Genomic DNA, 20,386 nt, shown 5'->3' on the forward strand with positions numbered 1-20,386 from the left:
ATGTTGAAAAAGTTTTTAGCTATTGTAGCAATTGGCACAATGACGCTAACTCAAAGCGTAAGTGCAGCAGATGTGAAATTAGTCGATCCTAATAAAATGGTACGCCAAGTTGCCGATAATACATTTGCGCGCATTAAAAAAGATCAGCCATTAATTGTTAAAGATCAGGAATACCTTCGCGTAATAGTCGAAGAAGAATTAATGCCTTATATCGACTATAAATATGCAGCACTTCGTGTACTTGGCAGTGAAGTATCTAAAGTTCGTGCAATTACCGACGAGGCTGAAAAGGCCAAAGCAATTAAAGAAATTCAACGCTTTATTGGTGTATTTAGAGAGTACTTAGTTGCTACTTATGCAGGTGTATTTACTCAATACACAAACCAGAAAGTTGAGTTTGGTGCAGAGCAAGCGTTTAAAGGTAAAGACGTCGTTGTTGTTAAGACTAAAATTATTGAAGACGGTAAACCTGATATCAGAATCGATTTTAAAGTACGCGAAGACCGCGACGGTGAATGGCGCGCGTACGATATGATTGCCGAAGGTATTAGTTTACTGGATGCAAAGCAAAGCGAGCTGCAAGGTATTTTGCGTCAGCAAGGTATTGATAATGTAAGTAACCTTTTAGAGCAAAAGAGTCAGCTACCAGTTCAGTTTAGAGGCAGTAACTCGAATGACTAAATTGGCAATAAGCCAAGTTGATGGACAACATTTTGGAGTAAGCGGTGAGCTTACTCGAAATTCAATTGGCGATGAACAGCTTCTGAACAATAAGTTATTAACTAAGCATAAAATCATCTATTTCGACCTAAGTGGAGTATCAAGGGTTGACACAGCAGGCTTAGCTTGGTTAATTCACTCTTTTGCAGAATTAAAGCAGCAAGGCATTCGCCTTGAATTGCAAAACCTACCTGAGCAATTGCAAAATTTAATGCAATTGGGTCAGGTTACAACCCTATTTGAGTGAGAGTTATGGAAACTAGCCAAGTCGAAACATTATTACGCGAAGAACTTCAATTAGCTGAAGTACATGTAAAAGCCAATGGTAGTCATTATGAAGTTGTTGCAGTAGGCGAATGCTTTGACGGTTTAAGCCGAGTTAAAAAGCAGCAGCTAGTTTATGGTCCATTAATGAATACAATTTCAGATGGGACAATTCACGCAGTATCTATTCGTGCATTTACTCCTGTAGAGTGGAAGCGTGAACAAAAATTCATTTTACCGCAATAACTAGGGCCTCCTAATGGATCAATTTGTAATTCAAGGTGGCACTTCACTTGCTGGTGAAGTGACTATTTCGGGCGCTAAAAATGCCGCACTTCCTATCTTATTTGCTTCACTATTAGCTGATGGTAAAAGTATATTTACTAATGTACCGCGTCTTCGAGACATAGTGACCACTGAAGCCTTATTAAAAACTTTAGGTGCAGATGTTAATTGGCAGGGCGATACGCTAGTAATTGACGGTGCAACGGTTAATAAAACATTAGCGCCTTACGACTTAGTAAAGCAAATGCGCGCCTCTGTGCTTGCATTAGGCCCTCTAGTTGCACGTTTTGGTGAGGCTCAAGTGTCTTTACCTGGTGGGTGCGCTATTGGAGCTCGCCCTGTTGATATCCATATTCAAGGTTTGGAGCGCATGGGCGCACAAATAAACGTTGAAAATGGTTATATTAATGCCAAGGTTAATGGTCGCTTAAAAGGCGCTGAAATTTTTATGGAAATGGTAAGTGTAGGCGCTACCGAAAACCTATTAATGGCAGCGGCCCTCGCTGATGGTAAAACCATACTTGATAATGCGGCACGCGAGCCTGAAATAATTGATTTAGCTAACTGCCTAATTGCTATGGGCGCTAAAATCACAGGTGCAGGTACTAGCCGCATTGAAGTTGAAGGCGTTGAGCGTTTAGCTGGCTGTGAACACAGTATTTTACCTGACCGAATTGAAACTGGGACGTTTTTAGTCGCAGCAGCAATGGCTGGCGGTGAAGTACTTTGTAAAAATACAGACTTTCATTCTCTTGAGCCTGTGATTGAAAAGCTACGTGCTACGAATGCGCACCTAGAAGTACATAACGATAGTATTTATCTTGATATGCGCGGCCGAGAACTTAAAGCCGTGAATATTAAAACAGCTCCACACCCAGGTTTTCCTACGGATATGCAAGCTCAGTTTACAGCATTGAATGTAGTAGCAAATGGTAGTGCAACGATCACAGAAACGATTTTTGAAAACCGTTTTATGCATGTACCAGAGTTGCAGCGTATGGGCGCTAATATTCGTTTAGAAGGGCATACCGCAATTTGTGGTGAGACTGAAAGCTTAACGGGTGCGCAAGTGATGGCAACCGATTTACGCGCTTCAGCTAGCTTAATTTTAACGGGTATAGTGGCACAGGGTGAAACGGTTGTTGACCGTATTTATCACGTTGATAGAGGCTATCAGCGCATTGAAGATAAGCTAAGTGCGTTGGGTGCAAACATTAAACGTAGAAGTAGCTAAGTAGATAACTAGTTAAGCTATTTAAAAAAGGTCGGATACGCAAATTGCTATCCGACCTTTTTATTGACGATTGGTATTACTCTTTTTTAAAGCTTTGTTTCAAGCTCAGCTACCACCACCATGATTTTTTCTATTTTGCCATCTCTGTATAGCTCAAATTCTATTTCTTTACCGGGCTCCGTATTACCTATTTTTTCAAGCACTTTTTGTGGGTTTGCTACCGAAAGCCCTGCAATTTTAATGACGATATCTTGCTCTTCAATGCCTGCTTGCCATGCTGGCCCCAAAGGGTCTAAATTAGTAATACGCATGCCGGTAACCGGCGTTAGGCTGTCGTTTACTTCTTTACCCGTACTATCTACTGCTGTGCCTTCAAAGCCTAAATAGCCGCGCACAACCCGACCGTGACGAATGAGTTTACCCATCACTTTTTTAGCAAGTGAGTAAGGAACCGCAAAAAATATTCCTTGAATATTCAAGTTCTCACGCGTTTTAAATTGTGCAGAAGTAATGCCGACTAAATCACCATTGGAGTTAACTAATGCGCCGCCGGAGTTGCCCACGTTAATAGCTGCATCCATTTGCAATAAGTTATTGTAAGGGCTATCTGTAATTTTTTGCTTACCCGTTGCACTAATAATGCCTTGAGTGATTGTTTGCCCTAAGTTAAGCGGGTTGCCTATAGCAAGTACAACATCGCCTACATTTGATACATAGCTATCGTTTACGGGAATCACTGGGAGGTGATCTGCATTGATTTTAAGTAAGGCTAAATCAGTAATAGTATCAAAACCAATGAGTTGCACATCAAAAAAGCGTCGGCCATCGGTTAAGATAACCATAATTTGGTCTGCATTATTAACAACATGATAGTTAGTAAGAATATAACCGTCTTGCGACATAATGACGCCAGAGCCTAGCTCTTGTACTGTGTTTTTTCTTTTATAACGAGGTTCTTTGGAAATGCTTTCTGAAAAAATAGTAACTACAGAAGGAGCTGCTCGTTTAACTGCATCAGAAAAACTCAGGTGACTCGCACTCATCGCGCTTGGAAGGGGAACATTAGGAAGTAAGGCGGCTCGCATATTAGGGCTGAAAAAAACCACTAAAAAAGCAATACTTAGACCTGCAAATAAAGGGGGAAGAATAAATTTTATTAATTTCAGCACAGTTTTCTTATTATGTAAGTGAGCAATCTCTTTATGATGACATAAAAAAAATAACAGCGGCAAGTGCCACTGTTATTTTTATTACATTAATAGTGCTATTTATTACTGAATTAAAATAAATATAGACTCACGACCACGTTGCACGCCAAGTACGATATTACCTTTGGTGTTTTCGATAATCTTATTCATATCACGAATAGTCTCTACTCGTTGACGATTCACTTGCATAATAATATCACCTTCTTCAAGGCCAACACGGGCAGAAGGTGAGCGAGGGTCTACAGACGTAACCTCAACACCTTTATTACTATTTTTTTGCACGTTTTCAAGTGTCGCGCCTTGGAACGCAGGATGCAGCTCTTCGCCAGTCGCTGTAACACCTGATGCACCATCAAGAGTTACTTTTACCGTTTTAATTTTACCATCGCGGTAAATACCAAGTTTTATTTCGCGGCCTTCACCTAGCGTAGCAATTTTGCTGCGTAGTTCATGGAAACCACTAATATCACCGCCATTAATGCTAACAATTACGTCACCTGCTTTTATACCTGCTTTACTTGCAGCAGTGTCGTCCATTACTTGCATTACATAAGCACCTTGTTTAACGTCAAGTTGCTGCGCTTTAGCAAGGCCTGCATCAAGTGGGCGGCCAGAAATACCCAGCGAACCTCGGCGTACTTCACCGTGTTCAACAATTTGATCAACTAAGTTTTTCATCATGTTTGATGGAATGGCAAAACCAATACCCACGTTACCGCCAGAAGCACCTAAAATAGCAGTGTTAATACCAATCAATTCACCGTTTAAGTTAACTAATGCACCACCAGAGTTGCCTTGGTTAATAGCAGCATCGGTTTGAATGAAATCTTCGTAGCCCTCAATATTTAAACCACTACGGCCAAGAGCACTAACAATACCAGATGTTACTGTATGGCTAAGTCCAAATGGATTACCAATCGCGACCGCAAAGTCGCCCACTCGTAAACTATCTGAGTTTGCGAGTTTTATTTCAGTTAAGTCATCGGCGTCTATTTGTAAAAGAGCGATATCAGACTCAGTATCAGTACCAATCTTAGTTGCTTCAAATTCACGGCCATCTTCGAGGGTAACTACCATTTTTTCAGCATCTTGAATAACATGATTGTTAGTTACCACATAGCCTTCATCGGCATTAATAATTACCCCTGAGCCTAAACCACTAAATTGGCGTTTTTGACTGCGGGGCTGCTGTTGTCCAAAAAAGTATTCGAGTGGATCTGCACGGCGGCGTACTTCTTTAGAGCCTGAAACTTGGATACTTACAACACCAGGAGATATTTGCTCTAGCATGGGAGCAAGAGTAGGTAGTTGTTGACCATTTACTGCAATTGGCATTTTTGCATAAGACGCTACAGGACTCATTAATAAGCTTGTAGATAGAATAGCTGCGCTGATAAGTGATAATTTCATTTTCATAGTCAGGGATAACTCCACTTAAGGTAAAGCAAAAACCAAAAAGGGCTACTTTACAGCAGCCCTTTTTGGTTTGTTAAGATAAAACAACAAAGCTGTTATATCTAAAGACTATGGGGTCTAAAAAAAGTTCATCAAGATGCTTTAGAATGTTCTGAAACTTTATTTTGACCTGCAAATAAACCAGATTCACCCGATACATAATCAGCGGGTTGCGCTGCAGCAGATGAGCGATCTGAACTACGTTCTTTTAAAGACGCCTGTAATTGCTCAGTAGTTTCTTTAGAAAAGAATGGTTCCGCTGGTGCTTTATTTCTATCTTCTAGAAGAAGCTGGTTTGTTTCTTCAACGTGACTAAGCAATTGGTCATAGTTTTCTTTCATTTTATTTACGAGCTTACCCGTATTTGCTAAATGATCAGCGACATCTTGGCGATACTGCTCTAATGCGTTTTCAGCTTGCTCAGCCTGTTCTTTTAATTCATCTTGTTTGAACTGTTTTTTAGTAACAAATGCACCAATAAAAAATGCTACTACAGCAACAATAACAACCAAACCTACCCACATAACTGTGCCCATAAAAATTACCCCTTTGGGAAAATAACTAACGAATGCTTGATTCAATTATAAATCATACTAAGTGTAATATACCCCGAGTTATGATGCGTGTTAATATACTTTGCAAATTAAACTGTGTTTTAACTGTAAATAGATATGACTCCTTGGCAAACATACCAACAAGACTTGAAGCGAGATGACTTTGTACACGACGCAGCACAAGAAAATGCTGTGCGCCATTTACAACGTCTGTACGATGACTTAACTCAGGCAAAGCCTGCACCAAAAGGTTTTTTTGCTAAGTTATTCAGCAAAGATGAACCAGTGCCTATAAAAGGTTTGTACTTTTGGGGTGGAGTAGGGCGTGGTAAAACTTATTTAGTTGACACTTTTTACGAATCACTACCGGGCACGCGTAAAATGCGCGTGCATTTTCATCGGTTTATGCACCGAGTGCATAATGAGCTTAAGAAATTAAATAATACGGCTAATCCATTAGAAAAAATAGCCGACATTTTCAAAGCAGAAACAGACATAATATGCTTTGATGAGTTTTTTGTTCAAGACATTACCGATGCCATGCTGCTAGGTGGATTAATGGAAGCGCTATTTGCACGGGGTATAGTACTTGTTGCTACCTCTAATATAGTACCTGATGAGCTTTACAGAAATGGCCTGCAGCGTGCACGCTTTGTTCCTGCTATAGAACTGGTTAAGCTTAATACAGAGATAGTTAATGTAGATTCAGGTATTGATTATCGATTACGTACCTTAGAGCAAGCCGAAATTTTTCATAGTCCGTTAGATGAAGATGCAGATAAAAACCTATTTGAATACTTCGACAAGTTATCACCAGAGCCTGGACAATTAGATGAGCCGATAGAAATAGAAGGGCGAAAAATCAAAACGCGAAAAGTAGCTAAATGCGTTGTGATGTTTGAGTTTAGTGAATTATGCGAAACGCCTCGTAGTCAAGTCGATTACATGGAAATTAGCCGCCTATATAATACGGTTATTATTTCTAACGTAAAACAACTTGGGCAGACTAATGATGATGCCGCTAGACGTTTTATTGCTTTAGTGGATGAATTTTATGAGCGTCACGTAACTTTAATTATATCGGCTGAAAAACCTATTACCGAACTTTATACTCAAGGTAATTTAAACTTTGAATTTAAGCGCTGTATAAGCCGTTTGCAAGAAATGCAGTCTTTAGAGTATTTAGCTAGAGAGCATTTGGTCTAAAAAAGTAGGCAAAAGTGTAATAGGTTAGCCATTAAAAATAAGAGCTATGTATATAGTACTTCTTATTTATGAAATTTCTTGTGGAAAAAACAACCGGCGAGTAGCAATGTGTTTTAAGTGCTGGTATACTCCCGCGTCTGCCACGTTGCGTTCTATGCCCTCATATAGTCTAGCCACTTGTGAGCGGCGCAAAAGTCTAAAACTCGAAGGGGTTATAGCAAACTTAGAGCAGTAGTTAATATTAACTACTTGTGGTTTTAATTGAAAAACATTGGATTTTTATAAATGAAAACGTTTGTTGCTAAACCAGAAACAGTAAAACGTGACTGGTACGTAGTTGACGCTGAAGGTAAAACTTTAGGTCGCATCGCTACTGAAATCGCTCATCGCCTACGCGGTAAGCATAAAGTTGAATATACACCGCACGTAGATACTGGTGATTACATCATCGTTATCAACGCTGAAAAAGTTACTGTAACTGGTAACAAATTCAAAAACAAAGTGTACTATTCACACTCTGGTTTTCCAGGTGGTCTTAAGTCTACTACTTTTGATAAACTTCAAGCTGCAAAGCCTGAAATGATCATCGAGAAGGCTGTTAAGGGCATGTTGCCACGTGGTCCTTTAGGCCGCGCTATGTACCGTAAACTTAAAGTTTACACAGGTACTGAGCACAACCATGCTGCACAACAGCCTCAGGTTCTAGACATTTAAGGAGCACCATCATGGCAAATCAATACTACGGTACAGGTCGTCGTAAAAGTTCAAGTGCTCGCGTATTCTTACGCCCAGGCACTGGTAACATCGTAATCAACAAACGCTCTCTTGAAGAGTATTTTGGTCGCGAAACAGCACGCATGGTTGTTCATCAAGCTCTTGAGCTAGTTGATATGACTGAAAAATTTGACCTTTACATCACCGTTGCCGGTGGTGGTACAACTGGTCAAGCTGGTGCTATCCGTCACGGTATCACTCGTGCACTTATGGAGTTTGACGAATCATTACGTCCACAACTTCGTAAAGCAGGTTTTGTTACACGTGATGCACGTAAAGTTGAACGTAAGAAAGTGGGTCTTAAGAAAGCGCGTAAGCGTCCACAGTTCTCAAAACGTTAATCTATACGTTATCAAGAATTCAAAAACCCAGCTTATGCTGGGTTTTTTGTTTTCAAATCAAAATGTTTACATTTTCAATTTACTATAAATTTGTTTATTGCGACTGCCATACAAGGTGATTGCAGCAATTAATGATGATCAAATTTATTAATAACTGCGTATTAATCGAACGAAAGTTAAAAAATACTCAGATAGCTGCAAAAAAGTTAAATAATTATCGTAATTAGTTTAAATCCATCAGTTAATTGGTGGAATTTTTTGCTACAATTGTCCGGTAAGTAAAATGAGCGGTTTAACAACACTATGTACAGTTTTTACTGTTTCCTCTAAGTGATGTTGATCTTGGTCAGTATATTGTTTTTACAGAAGCGTTATTATAGTCGTTCGGCTTTATTCTCGAGCTAGCTTAATCAAATTTTTGATCAAGTCAGGTTTATTCGAGCATGGGGCTTTGAATAACCTTGTTTTAATCAAGGGTTTTAATTATGATCGCTTCTATTTTAAAAATTTCGAATAATTAACCTGCTGTAACTGATGTTCTCAATATAGCAAGTGTTGAGAATCATAGTGGAGATAAGTGGATGAGCAATGCGCCTGTAGACAATGGCCGACGTCGCTTTTTAACCATAGCTACCTCTGTTGTAGGTGGTGTTGGTGCGGCTGGGGCTGCTGTTCCTTTTATTGCGTCTTGGAATCCAAGTGAGCGAGCTAAATCTGCGGGTGCGCCTGTAGAAGTAGATATCAGCAAACTTGAACCGGGACAATTAATACGTGTCGAGTGGCGTGGTAAACCTGTATGGGTTGTATCACGTACCCCAAAAATGCTTGAGCAGATGAAAGAACATGAAGGTCAACTTCGTGATCCACAATCGCAAGAGCCACAACAATTAGAATCATCAACAAATGATTACCGTTCATTACGTCCAGAAATCTTTCTGGCTGTAGGTATTTGTACGCATTTAGGATGTTCGCCAGGCTTTTTACAAGGTAACTTTGGTGAAAAAGTAGAAGGGACTGATGACGGTTTCTACTGCCCGTGCCACGGTTCTAAATTTGATATGGCTGGCCGTGTATTTCAATCGGTACCTGCACCATTAAACTTAGAAATACCACCTTATACTTTTCTAGATGAAACCACTATTTTAGTGGGCGAAGAAAGAGGGGTAGCCTAATGTTTGGTAAGATTATTGGTTGGATAGACGACCGAATCCCAATGACACGTGTTTGGAACATGCACATTGCACAGTATCCAGCACCTAAAAACTTTAACTTCTGGTACTTTTTTGGCTCTCTAGCCATGTTAGTACTAGTAAACCAAATCCTTACAGGTATTTGGTTAACGATGAACTTTGTTCCATCTGCTGAGGGCGCATTCGCCTCGGTAGAGTACATCATGCGTGATGTAGAATATGGCTGGTTATTACGTTATTTGCACTCGACAGGTGCATCGGCGTTTTTCATCGTTGTATATATGCATATGTTTCGTGGCATGATCTACGGTTCTTATCAAAAACCACGTGAGTTACTGTGGTTATTTGGTATGTTTATTTTCTTAGCGCTAATGGCTGAAGCATTCATGGGGTATTTATTACCATGGGGACAAATGTCATTCTGGGGCGCACAGGTAATCATCTCTTTATTCGGGGCTATTCCGGTTATTGGTGATGACTTAACACTTTGGATACGTGGTGACTACGTTATATCAGGTGCAACGCTTAACCGCTTCTTTGCATTACATGTAATTGCACTACCACTGGTTATTGTAATCTTAGTTTTCTTACACATTGTTGCTCTACACGAAGTGGGTTCAAACAACCCTGAAGGTATTGAGATTAAACGTAAGAAAGGCTCAGTAGCTGAAGAAGATAAGCCTAAATTTAAATTTCACGAGTATTACACTGACAAGAAAGATATTGTTGATGCGATACCGTTCCACCCTTACTACACAGTTAAAGATATTGTGGGTGTGGTTGGTTTCTTAATATTGTTTTGTTGGGTTGTGTTCTTTATGCCAGCGATGAATGGCTTCTTTTTAGAAGGTCCTAACTTCGAGGCAGCTAACCCACTTAAAACACCTGAGCATATTTTCCCGGTTTGGTACTTTACGCCATTCTATGCAATCTTACGTGCAATCCCTGATAAGTTAATCGGTGTTGCGGCGATGGGGGCATCAATTGTGGTACTTGCGTTACTACCTTGGGTAGACCGTGGTAGAGTTAAATCGGTTCGTTACCGTTGTGGTTTCCATAAATGGAACATTGCAGGTTTTGTTGTAACTTTCGTTCTTTTAGGTTGGGTGGGTGCAACTCCTCAAACTGATCTGAAAACGATTATTTCTCAAATCTGTACTGTGACTTACTTTATGTTCTTCGTACTGTTATTTGTATACAGTAAGAACGAAAAAACTAAGCCATTGCCAGAGAGGTTAACGAAATGATGAAGAAGCTACTTATTGGTTTATTTGCTTTATCAGTAAACTTGTTACCTAACATGGTTATGGCAGCGGGTCCGTCGGTTCCTTTAATGGAGGCGAATAACGACCTTACTGATCAAGCATCTTTACAGCGCGGTGCAAAGTTGTTCATGAACTACTGTCTTGGTTGTCACCAAATGCAGTATCAACGTTATGAACGCACTTTTCGTGATATAGGTATCCCAACAGAAGTTGGTTTAGAACAGTTGATTTTTGACGGTTCTAAAGTAGGTAGCCATATTACTAACGCGATTACAAAAGACGATGCAGCAAAATGGTTTGGTGCGGCTCCGCCGGATTTAACTCTAATTGCGCGTGTAAAATCACCAGATTATATTTACACGTACTTAAAATCGTTTTATAAAGATGAATCTCGCCCGTTTGGGGTTAACAATATTGTTTTCCCATTAGTAGGTATGCCTCATGTTCTTCAAGAACTACAAGGTTTACCAACGCCTATTACTAAAGAAGTAGAAGAACATGGACACACAGTGACCAAAGTTATTGCTACTGAAACAGATGGTACGGGTGAATTAAGTGTTGATGAATACGACCAAGCTGCTCGTGATTTAACGAACTTCCTTGAATACGTGGGTGAACCTTCACGTCTTGAATCGGAAGCGCTAGGTATTAAGGTAATAGGATTTTTAATCATCCTGTTTATCTTGGCATTTATGCTTAAGAAAGAATACTGGAGAGATGTTCATTAGGTTGAACATTTTTAAAGGTAATTTTGCAATAGGGGCTTAAGCCCCTTTTGCTGTTTTAGTTATTTAATGGAGGTATAGGCATGGCCGTAGCTGCCAATAAGCGCCCTGTAATGACCCTTTTTTCTGGTGCTAACTGTATGTATAGCCACCAAGTACGTATTGTACTTGCGGAAAAAGGTGTAAGTGTAGATATTCATTTGGCTGAAAAAGATAACTTGCCAGAAGCACTTCACGAAATTAACCCTTACGGTACAGTGCCAACACTGATTGACCGTGAGCTTGGTTTATATCAGGCAAACATCATCATGGAATACCTTGATGAACGTTTTCCTCATCCTCCACTAATGCCTGTTTACCCGGTAATGCGTGGTCGTAGCCGTTTAATGATGCATCGTATTGATACTGACTGGTACAGCCTAGCTGACAAAATCAGTAACAACACATCAGATGCGGCTCAAGCTCGTAAAGAGCTAACAGAAGCATTACTTGCTGTAGCACCTATTTTTAGCGAAGCACCTTACTTTATGAGTGAAGAGTTTAGCTTAGTAGATTGTTATTTAGCTCCACTATTGTGGCGTTTACCAGAGTTTGGTATTGAGCTTAATGGTGCAGGTTCTAAAGAGCTTAAAGAGTACATGATCCGTTTATTTGAACGTGAGTCATTCCAAGCCTCTTTAACTGAAGCTGAGCGTGAGATCCGTTTATAATGACGCCTAATCGTCCTTATTTATTACGTGCTTTTTTTGATTGGATAGTCGATAACGAGTGTACACCGCATTTAGTGGTAGACGCTGGATTTGCAAATGTACAAGTGCCAACACAATTTGTTCAAGACGGACAAATTGTTTTAAACATAAGTCCATCAGCGGTCACACAGTTTTCGTTAGACTTAACCCAACTTAGCTTCAATGCGCGCTTTGGTGGTCAGCCAATGCAAGTGTATGTACCTCTAGGTGCTGTGCTTGCGATATACGCGCGTGAAAATGGCGAAGGAACAGTCTTTACCGCAGATGAGTTTTTAGAGGACGAAGACGATTTTGTGCCAGAGTTTGAAAGTGTTGATTCATCAGCTGAGTTTATTGATGAAACGCCACCAGAAAAGCCTGAGAAGAAAAAAGGCTCTCATTTACGCGTTATTAAATAATAAGTAAATGCCAAAAAAACCGCTAATTAGCGGTTTTTTTATGTCTGTATTTTGTATTTATAGGTATTCAAACACTTTAACTACGCGCTCTACGCCAGATACATTACGGGCAATATTTACAGCTTTCGTTGACTCAGAGTCAGATACTAAACCCATTAAAAATACTTCAGCGTTTTCTGTAACCACTTTAATATTATTACTACTAATGTCTTTTGCTGTTAGAAGCTGGCCTTTTACTTTAGAAGTAAGCCAAGAGTCGTGAGTTTGTGTAGTAATGCCAATATTTGAACCAATACGAATTTGGTTATGTATTTTACGAATGCCTGAAACGCCTTCAATGGTGCGCTGCGCTTCGTTTCTCATTTCTTCATTTGCTACTTGGCCAACAAGTAAAACAATACCATTAACGCTTACAGCGCTTATATTAGCGAACTTTTCAAGACGTTCTACTTCACTAAGTGCAATACTGGCTTTTATTTCAATATTGTTATCATCAATTTGTGAACCAATGGTACGGCGGTCGTTCGCTGCAGTTACTGCACTGGCTGTACCTGCAACAACAGCTGCTGCGCAGCCTTGAAGTAATACAACAGTACCTAAAACAATAAGAAAGCGTTTAAACATAATTTTCATCCTGAGGGAAAAGCGTTAAATCAACAAGTTCGCTTAAACAATGTAAGTTAACTAAATGGGATTCGATAATGCGGCTAGGGCGTTTAGATGGAGATCTAATTTCAACATCGTTAGGACCAAGTAGACCAACCAACTCACCACCATCATCACCAACCATAACTATGACCTTCATATCTTTAGTTAGTGCAGCTTCAACGGCAGAAATAACATGCTTTTCGTTACCGTTTATAGCTAGTACCAACAATAAATCGCCTTGCTGGGCAAAAGCACGGACTTGACGAGCAAATGTATCATGCTCGTCTACCTGAGTACTTTGTCCAAGGTTAACGTTTTCTTGCGATAGAGCAATTGCAGGTAGGCAAGGACGTTCGGTTTCATAATGATTAACCAATACACCGGCCATATGCTGGGCGAGCATGTGGCAATTTGCAGTGCCGCAGCAAATGAGTTTGTTTCCGTTGATCAGACTTTGTGCAATAGTAAATGCAGCTGACTCAAGCGCACTCGGTAGCACTTCACCCGCAGCGATTTGAACTTGAATGCTCTCTGTAAAAATTTCTTTAATTGTATCTTGCATAGCCTACCAATAATTTATCTTTGTATTTGTGTTTAAAATACATTTTTCAGCCAATTAATATTAGGAGATGCTTCTCCTGTAATGGCTACATAATCAATTCTTAGCGCTTGGTTAGTCAAATTTTTAGCTGCTAAGTAATGATAAATACTACGTTTTAATCGAGCTTGTTTTTGTGGGCTAAGCGCATAGTTTGCGCCGCCACGAGCATTGTTTTTACGAAACTTAACCTCAACAAATACAAGGGTGTTACCTTCTTTCATAATGATATCAAGCTCACCAAAGGGGCAGTAATAATTACGTTCAATGGGCGTTAACCCTTGAGTAACTAAGTATTTTTGCGCTTCAAGCTCATAATACTGGCCTTTTTCGCGACTATTGTGCCACAGCTCTTTAAACCACGACATGTCGCCCCCTCAACTTAATTAAGTTTAATTTATAGTTTGCATCTCACTTGCTGATTGCATAAACAATGGCACGGGACGCTGTGTTTTTAATTGCACAGATTTAATACGACGATTTGTGTATTGAGCCCAGTCGAGCATACGTTCTATATGACCGCTTGTATTAACTGATAATTTACCGCTTAGGCCACTGTATTGATTACCTGGCATTACGCTTAACTGCCTAATATCAGGTAATACAGATACTGCATCGTATGCCATTGCAAATAAGCGTTGGCTAATATCTACTTGTTCTGGCCATAACGAATTATACTGCTGGCGTAAATTATGTTGTTTAATTTGCGAATCGAGCATCCACGGCAATTCAGTGAAGTATAGGCCGTCTAAGTCGCCTTTGTCAGTACTATCAATTTGTTTACTGTGGCTTTTAGAGCTGGCGTAAAGTGGAATGCGATCTGCAAAAGTACTTACGTTTACATCAAGATAAGGTTTAATTAAGCGTGTTTCTATTGCATCACCTAAAATATAAATAACATCAATATCACTGCGTGAGCGCGTTTCATTTTCTACTTCTTGTCTAAATAATGCCTTAACCGTTTTTATGCGCTCTTTTGATTTATCTACTTCCAGCAAGCTTGTAATCGTATTTGGCATATCTTTTTTATCGTTATAAAAGCCTATTTGCGGCTTAGTTTCGCTATAGCGTTGCCACTGTAAGTTAAAATAATCAACAAGACGTTGTCCGTTAGCGTTATTAGGCGCTAGTAGCATCGGCTTTTGGTAACCCATTGCTAAAAAGTGCTCTAGGGCTTGTTCTACTTCGTGCTCAGGATTTAGTGCAAAGTAATAATGTTGAAGTGAAATACGTTCACCGTCAAAGGTGTTCAAATGTAGTACTGGCGTATCGATAAGCGTTTGCGCATTAGCTAGTTTGTCTATATTTGCTTTAAGTAGTGGGCCAATTACAAAGTCAGGCCTTATTTCTTCAAGCTGTGCTGTAATTTCTTCTGTACTTAAGTTTTCATCAATAAAAATAGTGTCGTTGATATTTTGAGTATCAAGTGCTGCTAACACGCCGGCTTTTAGAGCATCACCTAAGCGTTCGTTAGGTCCTGACTGTGGAAACAATACAACTAAGCGTTCTATATTTAGAGGTGCAAACTCAGTAAGCATTTCATCTTGTTTAGGTAAAACTGTAAAAGCGGGGTGCCCAATATAGCGTCTTCGCCAATTATTGATTGCTTGATCTAATTCTACACCGCTGCCTGCATATACTTGATGATATAACGCTAGGTTAGCCCAGCCTTGCTGAATAACCGAACCACGGTTAAAGCGCTCAAGCGCATATGAAGAGAGTTGTTTTAAGTTATCCCACAGATTTTGATTCAGTTGAGGGATTTCAATGTTATTTTTTGCTGCTGTTTCAGAGGCTCTAAAAAAGTATGGCGCTGCTTTTTTAGGAAAATTTTGTGATGCGTATATAGTGGCAGTTAAAAACTGATGCCATGCAAAATGTTCAGGTTGAGTAAGTTGTCCGTCTAGCGATTGTAAAATCACTAAGGCTTGATCATTTTTATTCTGTTGTTTTTGCGCAAATGCAATATAAAGACGGTTTTGAATTTGATCAACACTTGCTGTTAATTCAAGCTCATTTCCAATTGTCTCTAATAAAGGCCAGTTTTGCTCACTAATTGCAGCATCACGTGCACTATAAAGTAATTGTATTTTATCGGCACCTTGGCGGTTTTGCGCCAATTGGTAGATAGATTGCGCACTGGTCGCCTGATTTTGAAGTGCATTAGAGCGGTTACTTACGTTATCGCTGTTTTTAGTTGGTTTTTCGGTTGTGCTACACGCCGATAACCCTGACAATATAATTAATAGACTAACTAGTTTAAGTCGCACAAATGATTTCCCAATACGTTAACGCGATTTGCTTATATTACTGACTGACGCAGGAGACCTCAATGTTAAATGAGGAGAATTCACAGAAAATTGGCACTCTTTACATTGTTGCCACCCCAATTGGCAATTATGACGACTTAAGCCACCGTGCCATTGCGACATTATCGCAAGTTGACTTAATAGCTGCTGAAGACACTCGCCATACCGGCAAGCTGCTTAGCCACTTTGGAATTAAGGCAAAAACGTTTGCATTACACGACCACAACGAAAAGCAAAAAGCACAGCAAATTATCGATCAACTAAATCAAGGTTTAAATATTGCTTTAGTATCGGATGCTGGTACACCGCTTATTAGTGACCCAGGTTATGCAGTTGTAAACTTATGCCGCGAACAAGGCGCTCATGTTACACCTGTTCCAGGTGCATGTGCTGCAATTACAGCCGTATGTTGTTCAGGCTTACCAACCGACCGTTTTCAGTTTATTGGTTTTACGCCGGCTAAAAGCAAAGCTCGCCAAGACTTCTTTACCGAAGCTGTTAACTCAGGTATCACCAGCATAATGTACGAAAGTACGCACCGTATTATGGCAAGCCTTGATGATTTAGCACTAGCCCTTGGTGATGAGCAACAAGTTGTATTTGCTAAAGAGCTAACCAAAACCTTTGAAACATTTTTTAACGGTAGTGTAAGTGAGCTTAAACAGTTTTTAACCGATGATCCTACCAAGCAGCGCGGCGAAATAGTGCTGATGCTTCCAGGTAAACCAAAGCAAATAGACGATGTTCCGCCTGAAGCGCGCAAAATGCTGGCACTGCTTGAGAGTGAAATGCCAATGAAAAAGGCCTGTGGTGTGGTTGCTGAATACTTTGGAATGAAGAAAAACGCGTTATACAAAACAATTATTGAAGAAAAAGAGTAAATTTTACTGCGCTTGGTATTAGCCTCATGTATACTGCGCGCCGAGTCAGCCAAGATGATCGCTGCCTGTGACGAAAATGATCAGGGGGAGGAAAGTCCGGGCTCCATAGGGCAGAGTGCCAGCTAACGGCTGGGGGGCGTGAGCCCACGACAAGTGCAGCAGAGAGGAGACCGCCAATCTTCGGGTTGGTAAGGGTGAAAGGGTGCGGTAAGAGCGCACCGGGCCGCTAGTAATAGTCGGTTGCAAGGTAAACTCCACTCGGAGCAAGACCAAATAGGGTTCCTTATGGCGTGGCCCACGTTGGAACCGGGTAGGTTGCTTGAGCCATAGAGCGATTTATGGCCTAGACGAATGATTATCACTTTCTTCGGAAAGGACAAAACCCGGCTTATAGGCTGACTCACTCATTCAATAAAAAGCCCGCAGTTAACACTGCGGGCTTTTTTGTGTCTCAATTTTACTTAAATACAATTTAAGTATCCTTAAATAATATTTTTCCCTTGTTCTGGGTCTCTTGATTGCTCTGCTTGTTCGCGTATTTCGTCGGTATCACTGCTGACATCATCAAGTGTTTTAGTTTGCTCAACAGTTTCATTCTTTGCGTTTTGTATTTGCGATGGTTGTTTTTCCTCTAAACTAGAAACACTTTCGCTAGGGTCGGTGAGTATAATTCTTTCTCGTGCGTCATCTGGCATACTGATGTTTTGTTTTGTGAACTCATTGACTAATTCGCGCATAAGTTGAGAGGCTACTTTTAATGGACTGTGCTGCTCGCTATTAACCCAAAAATACAAAACGAAGTTAATAGTAGATGAGCCTAAGTTTTTTATTAAAACTTGCGCAGGTGGGTCGCTAAGTACCGCATTTTGTTGATTCGCAATATCTAGGGCAAGAGTTTGCGCGCTGCGTATATCGTTATCATAGCCAATACCAATGTCAACTTTCCCGCGCATTTTCGGATTGGCAGTCAGGTTTTTAATGGTATTTTTATATACCGTCGCATTGGGTATTTGAATATGATTGCCATCGTAATCAACAAGCGTGGTTGCTCTTGCGGTTACTTTTTTAACAATACCTAATCGGCCATCTACTTCAATTACATCATCAATTTTAAAAGGTCTTTGTACACTCAGTAATAAACTAGCAATAAAGTTCTCTGCTATGTCTCTAAAAGCAAAGCCAAGTATTAAACCTATTAATCCGGTACCACTCATAATCGCAACAGCAAACTGAGTGAGCCCAGCTAAACGTAAAAATAAATATACGCCGAATAAAATAATTAAAGTGCTTATACTGCGTCTTACAACTAGGTGAACAAGCTTGCTGTCAGTCATGTAGTCAATAGGCTTTATAAGTAATCGAGAAAGAGGTCCTGAAATTAAGTAACTGAGTACTAAAAGTATGACCCCGAGTAAAAGAGTGGGTAATATTTGCGCTGTTACGTGAAGTAATTGCACTGCTTGCTCATAAAAGTAATTCCACGAAAGTGTATCGACTGTGATTACTTCAGTCATTGGTGCTGTATTATCTAGCGCTACACTGCTTTTTAGGGTGCCGAGCATGGCTTATCTTCCGTGTTTGAGTCATTTATAGATAAATATTAGCAAGTTTGATACCAAACGCTTATAACTTGGCAAATATTTTGCTGTAGTAACGTAATATAAATATTGAGGTTTAGAATGAAAGAAGCTAAACGAGGACAGGAAGCAGAGCAGCCTGCACATATCCCTTTTATAGGCTGGTGGGATATTGTTAAACGTATTTTTAAGCAAATGAGCGAAGATAATTTATCTATAGTGGCGGCGGGTGTGGCATTTTATGCGTTACTTGCTATTTTTCCAGCCATTGCGGCGATGGTATCAGTGTATGCGTACTTTTCATCCCCAACAGATATTAGTGAGCACTTAAGTAAAATAGTTACTTTGCTTCCACCAAGCACCAGTGAACTGATTTTATCTCAGGTTTCTAGCCTTGCTAAAACATCAAGTGCAAGCTTGAGCTTAAGTGCAATCGGTACGCTCATACTTACCATTTGGAGTAGTTCAAAAGGCAGCCAAGCACTTATAACTGCGTGTAATATTAGTTATCGTGAATATGAAAAACGCTCATTTTTTCAAGCTCAATTAGTGCGTTTTTTATTTTCAGTAGGAGCGATTGTTGTCGCAATTTTTGCATTATTAATTATTGGTATTTTACCCATCGTACTAAACTTGGTGGGGCTAAAAGAAAGTATAGATTTATTAATTAAACTTATCTCTTGGCCATTACTGGCTTTTACCTTTAATTTTGCATTAGTACTTTTATATCGTTATGCCCCGCATCGTAAACCCGCTAAATGGCGTTGGATCACGATGGGATCGTCGATTGCTACCGTGCTGTGGATTTTGGCGTCTATAGGTTTTTCTTTTTATGTGTCGCGTTTTTCTAGTTACAACGAAACTTACGGCTCACTAGGTGGTGTAGTGATCATGTTGATGTGGTTGTATATCAGCGCTTATATAATCACATTAGGTGCTGTTATTAATGCTGCAACTGAACAGCAAACAGGTAAAGACAGTACTATAGGCCCAGCTAAAGAGCGTGGGCAGCGAGGCGCCTATGTAGCAGATCACCTCGATGTAAAAAACGAATAGCTATTAGCTAGCTAAATTAGTAAGTGCAGTAATTTGCTCTTTAAATTCTTGTGCTGCAGGGCCAAGCCTGTCGTTGTCGTTGCACATTAAATATAAATTAAGAGTACGGGTTGTACCTTGATCTAAATTAAGCGCGATGAGCGTTTTATCTTCAATTAAATGTGCAATTTGTGTTTTTGGCAGCCAAGCGTAACCTAAATTTTGACTAACCATATCAATAGAGTTGCGTAAATGGCTCACTGTCCAGCGCATATCAGCACCTAACCAGCCTTCATTGTGACTGGTGTGGGTTGCTGAGTCGCGAACTACTATTTGTCTATGTAACTTTAAGTCTCGAAAGTTGAGTTGTTCACTATGCTGTTGTAATACATGGTCTTTATGCGCAACCGCTATAAACTCTATATCGCATAGCGTACTGCAGCTAATTCCATAAATAGGAATTGATGAAATGGCTAAATCAACTACTGAGTTATGTAGTAATTCGTTTGCACCGGTTAGCACGCTTTCTACTAAATCAATTTTTAAAAGAGGGTAAAGCTCACTCGTTTTAGCAAGTGCTTGGTATAAAATAGCGTGTGGGAACACTTCATCAACGGCTATTTTTAATGTGCTCTCTACGCCTTCGCTAAGCGTAGTTGCTACCGATTCTATTTTAGTTGCTTCTTCAATTAAAAATTCAGCTCTGCGTAAAATAAGCTTACCGCTATCGGTTAAAAATGCTTTACGACCTTTTACTTCAAGCAACTTAATTTGCAAGGCGGCTTCAAGTTTTTGCACTGCATGGTGTACGGTTGACTGACTTTTATGTACAGCTGCGCTTGCGCCTGCGAACCCGCCATGATCTACAACAGCTTTAAACATTCGCCATTGCTCTAATGTTGCTTTTGCCATTTTAAAATCCTGTTACTACTTTATATCAAGTTGCTTAACTTGACCGCGCAGACGCATT

23 protein-coding genes and 1 other RNA gene are annotated in these 20,386 nt (G+C 40.0%); 15 read left to right on the forward strand and 9 right to left on the reverse strand.

Annotated elements, in window-relative coordinates:
• From WNY98_RS00340 to murA, 4 genes are read left to right on the forward strand one after another with little or no spacing between them, the layout of a single operon-like run.
• On the forward strand, nt 1–681 hold the full coding sequence (locus WNY98_RS00340; RefSeq protein WP_039485391.1) for an ABC transporter substrate-binding protein: 681 nt from the start codon (nt 1–3) through the stop codon (nt 679–681).
• A complete protein-coding gene (locus tag WNY98_RS00345; RefSeq protein ID WP_002957952.1) occupies nt 674–967 on the forward strand; it encodes an STAS domain-containing protein in 294 nt (97 codons plus the stop codon). Before WNY98_RS00340 ends, WNY98_RS00345 begins: the two co-directional genes overlap by 8 nt.
• Before the next feature lie 5 nt (nt 968–972).
• Nucleotides 973–1,230, forward strand: a complete 258-nt coding sequence (locus WNY98_RS00350) for a BolA family protein (protein ID WP_002957953.1) — start codon at nt 973–975, stop codon at nt 1,228–1,230.
• 13 nt (nt 1,231–1,243) lie between these two features.
• The gene (murA, locus tag WNY98_RS00355) at nt 1,244–2,503 is read left to right on the forward strand and encodes a UDP-N-acetylglucosamine 1-carboxyvinyltransferase (RefSeq protein ID WP_002957954.1); all 1,260 of its coding nucleotides are present in this window, start codon (nt 1,244–1,246) and stop codon (nt 2,501–2,503) included.
• 86 nt (nt 2,504–2,589) lie between these two features.
• On the opposite strand, the gene WNY98_RS00360 is transcribed toward murA, so the two are convergent.
• The 3 genes from WNY98_RS00360 to WNY98_RS00370 form a co-directional block, all read right to left on the reverse strand.
• Nucleotides 2,590–3,672, reverse strand: a complete 1,083-nt coding sequence (locus WNY98_RS00360) for a trypsin-like peptidase domain-containing protein (protein WP_024595792.1) — start codon at nt 3,670–3,672, stop codon at nt 2,590–2,592.
• A 102-nt stretch (nt 3,673–3,774) separates the two neighbouring features.
• A complete protein-coding gene (locus WNY98_RS00365) occupies nt 3,775–5,127 on the reverse strand; it encodes a Do family serine endopeptidase (protein WP_342876816.1) in 1,353 nt (450 codons plus the stop codon).
• Between the two features lie 131 nt (nt 5,128–5,258).
• Nucleotides 5,259–5,702, reverse strand: a complete 444-nt coding sequence (locus tag WNY98_RS00370) for a YhcB family protein (protein WP_294118968.1) — start codon at nt 5,700–5,702, stop codon at nt 5,259–5,261.
• Nucleotides 5,703–5,837: 135 nt separating this feature from the next.
• Here WNY98_RS00370 and zapE point away from each other — a divergent pair, with 135 nt between their 5' ends.
• From zapE to WNY98_RS00410, 8 genes are all read left to right on the forward strand, one after another.
• The gene (zapE, locus tag WNY98_RS00375; RefSeq protein ID WP_342876817.1) at nt 5,838–6,926 is read left to right on the forward strand and encodes a cell division protein ZapE; all 1,089 of its coding nucleotides are present in this window, start codon (nt 5,838–5,840) and stop codon (nt 6,924–6,926) included.
• Nucleotides 6,927–7,211: 285 nt separating this feature from the next.
• Nucleotides 7,212–7,640: a 50S ribosomal protein L13 gene (gene rplM, locus WNY98_RS00380; protein ID WP_007378318.1), complete on the forward strand. Its 429-nt coding sequence runs from the start codon at nt 7,212–7,214 to the stop codon at nt 7,638–7,640.
• 8 nt (nt 7,641–7,648) lie between these two features.
• Nucleotides 7,649–8,041 (forward strand): 30S ribosomal protein S9, encoded by a 393-nt coding sequence (rpsI, locus tag WNY98_RS00385; RefSeq protein WP_024599268.1) that lies wholly within the window; start codon nt 7,649–7,651, stop codon nt 8,039–8,041.
• A 581-nt stretch (nt 8,042–8,622) separates the two neighbouring features.
• On the forward strand, nt 8,623–9,213 hold the full coding sequence (petA, locus tag WNY98_RS00390) for a ubiquinol-cytochrome c reductase iron-sulfur subunit (RefSeq protein ID WP_024599269.1): 591 nt from the start codon (nt 8,623–8,625) through the stop codon (nt 9,211–9,213).
• Entirely contained in the window at nt 9,213–10,478 is a 1,266-nt protein-coding gene (locus WNY98_RS00395) for a cytochrome b N-terminal domain-containing protein (protein WP_007378320.1), read from the forward strand. Before petA ends, WNY98_RS00395 begins: the two co-directional genes overlap by 1 nt.
• Entirely contained in the window at nt 10,475–11,224 is a 750-nt protein-coding gene (locus WNY98_RS00400; RefSeq protein ID WP_024599270.1) for a cytochrome c1, read from the forward strand. Before WNY98_RS00395 ends, WNY98_RS00400 begins: the two co-directional genes overlap by 4 nt.
• Before the next feature lie 80 nt (nt 11,225–11,304).
• A complete protein-coding gene (gene sspA, locus WNY98_RS00405; RefSeq protein WP_002957965.1) occupies nt 11,305–11,931 on the forward strand; it encodes a stringent starvation protein SspA in 627 nt (208 codons plus the stop codon).
• Nucleotides 11,931–12,368: a ClpXP protease specificity-enhancing factor gene (locus WNY98_RS00410; protein WP_342876818.1), complete on the forward strand. Its 438-nt coding sequence runs from the start codon at nt 11,931–11,933 to the stop codon at nt 12,366–12,368. Before sspA ends, WNY98_RS00410 begins: the two co-directional genes overlap by 1 nt.
• Before the next feature lie 57 nt (nt 12,369–12,425).
• Here the strand turns inward: WNY98_RS00410 and dolP are convergent, their stop codons facing one another.
• From dolP to WNY98_RS00430, 4 genes are read right to left on the reverse strand one after another with little or no spacing between them, the layout of a single operon-like run.
• Nucleotides 12,426–12,992 (reverse strand): division/outer membrane stress-associated lipid-binding lipoprotein, encoded by a 567-nt coding sequence (gene dolP, locus WNY98_RS00415; RefSeq protein ID WP_342876819.1) that lies wholly within the window; start codon nt 12,990–12,992, stop codon nt 12,426–12,428.
• Nucleotides 12,985–13,578, reverse strand: coding sequence for an SIS domain-containing protein (locus WNY98_RS00420; protein ID WP_294118988.1), 594 nt, complete (start codon nt 13,576–13,578; stop codon nt 12,985–12,987). Before WNY98_RS00420 ends, dolP begins: the two co-directional genes overlap by 8 nt.
• Before the next feature lie 32 nt (nt 13,579–13,610).
• Entirely contained in the window at nt 13,611–13,982 is a 372-nt protein-coding gene (locus tag WNY98_RS00425) for a YraN family protein (protein WP_342876820.1), read from the reverse strand.
• Between the two features lie 24 nt (nt 13,983–14,006).
• Complete coding sequence (locus WNY98_RS00430; protein WP_342876821.1) at nt 14,007–15,884, reverse strand: penicillin-binding protein activator; 1,878 nt, start codon at nt 15,882–15,884, stop codon at nt 14,007–14,009.
• A gap of 62 nt (nt 15,885–15,946) precedes the next feature.
• Here WNY98_RS00430 and rsmI point away from each other — a divergent pair, with 62 nt between their 5' ends.
• Nucleotides 15,947–16,804, forward strand: a complete 858-nt coding sequence (gene rsmI, locus WNY98_RS00435; protein ID WP_010554279.1) for a 16S rRNA (cytidine(1402)-2'-O)-methyltransferase — start codon at nt 15,947–15,949, stop codon at nt 16,802–16,804.
• A gap of 41 nt (nt 16,805–16,845) precedes the next feature.
• Nucleotides 16,846–17,211: RNase P RNA component class A (rnpB, locus tag WNY98_RS00440), an RNA gene on the forward strand.
• A 75-nt stretch (nt 17,212–17,286) separates the two neighbouring features.
• Here rnpB and WNY98_RS00445 read toward each other — a convergent pair.
• Nucleotides 17,287–18,366: a mechanosensitive ion channel family protein gene (locus tag WNY98_RS00445; protein ID WP_342876822.1), complete on the reverse strand. Its 1,080-nt coding sequence runs from the start codon at nt 18,364–18,366 to the stop codon at nt 17,287–17,289.
• A gap of 117 nt (nt 18,367–18,483) precedes the next feature.
• On the opposite strand from WNY98_RS00445, the gene WNY98_RS00450 reads away from it, so the two are divergent.
• Complete coding sequence (locus WNY98_RS00450; RefSeq protein ID WP_024599277.1) at nt 18,484–19,437, forward strand: YihY/virulence factor BrkB family protein; 954 nt, start codon at nt 18,484–18,486, stop codon at nt 19,435–19,437.
• A 3-nt stretch (nt 19,438–19,440) separates the two neighbouring features.
• On the opposite strand, the gene WNY98_RS00455 is transcribed toward WNY98_RS00450, so the two are convergent.
• Nucleotides 19,441–20,328: a LysR family transcriptional regulator gene (locus WNY98_RS00455; protein ID WP_024599278.1), complete on the reverse strand. Its 888-nt coding sequence runs from the start codon at nt 20,326–20,328 to the stop codon at nt 19,441–19,443.
• Nucleotides 20,329–20,386 lie beyond the last annotated feature (58 nt).

It is taken from the genome of Pseudoalteromonas sp. AS71 (assembly GCF_038900275.1).
Lineage (GTDB): Bacteria > Pseudomonadota > Gammaproteobacteria > Enterobacterales > Alteromonadaceae > Pseudoalteromonas.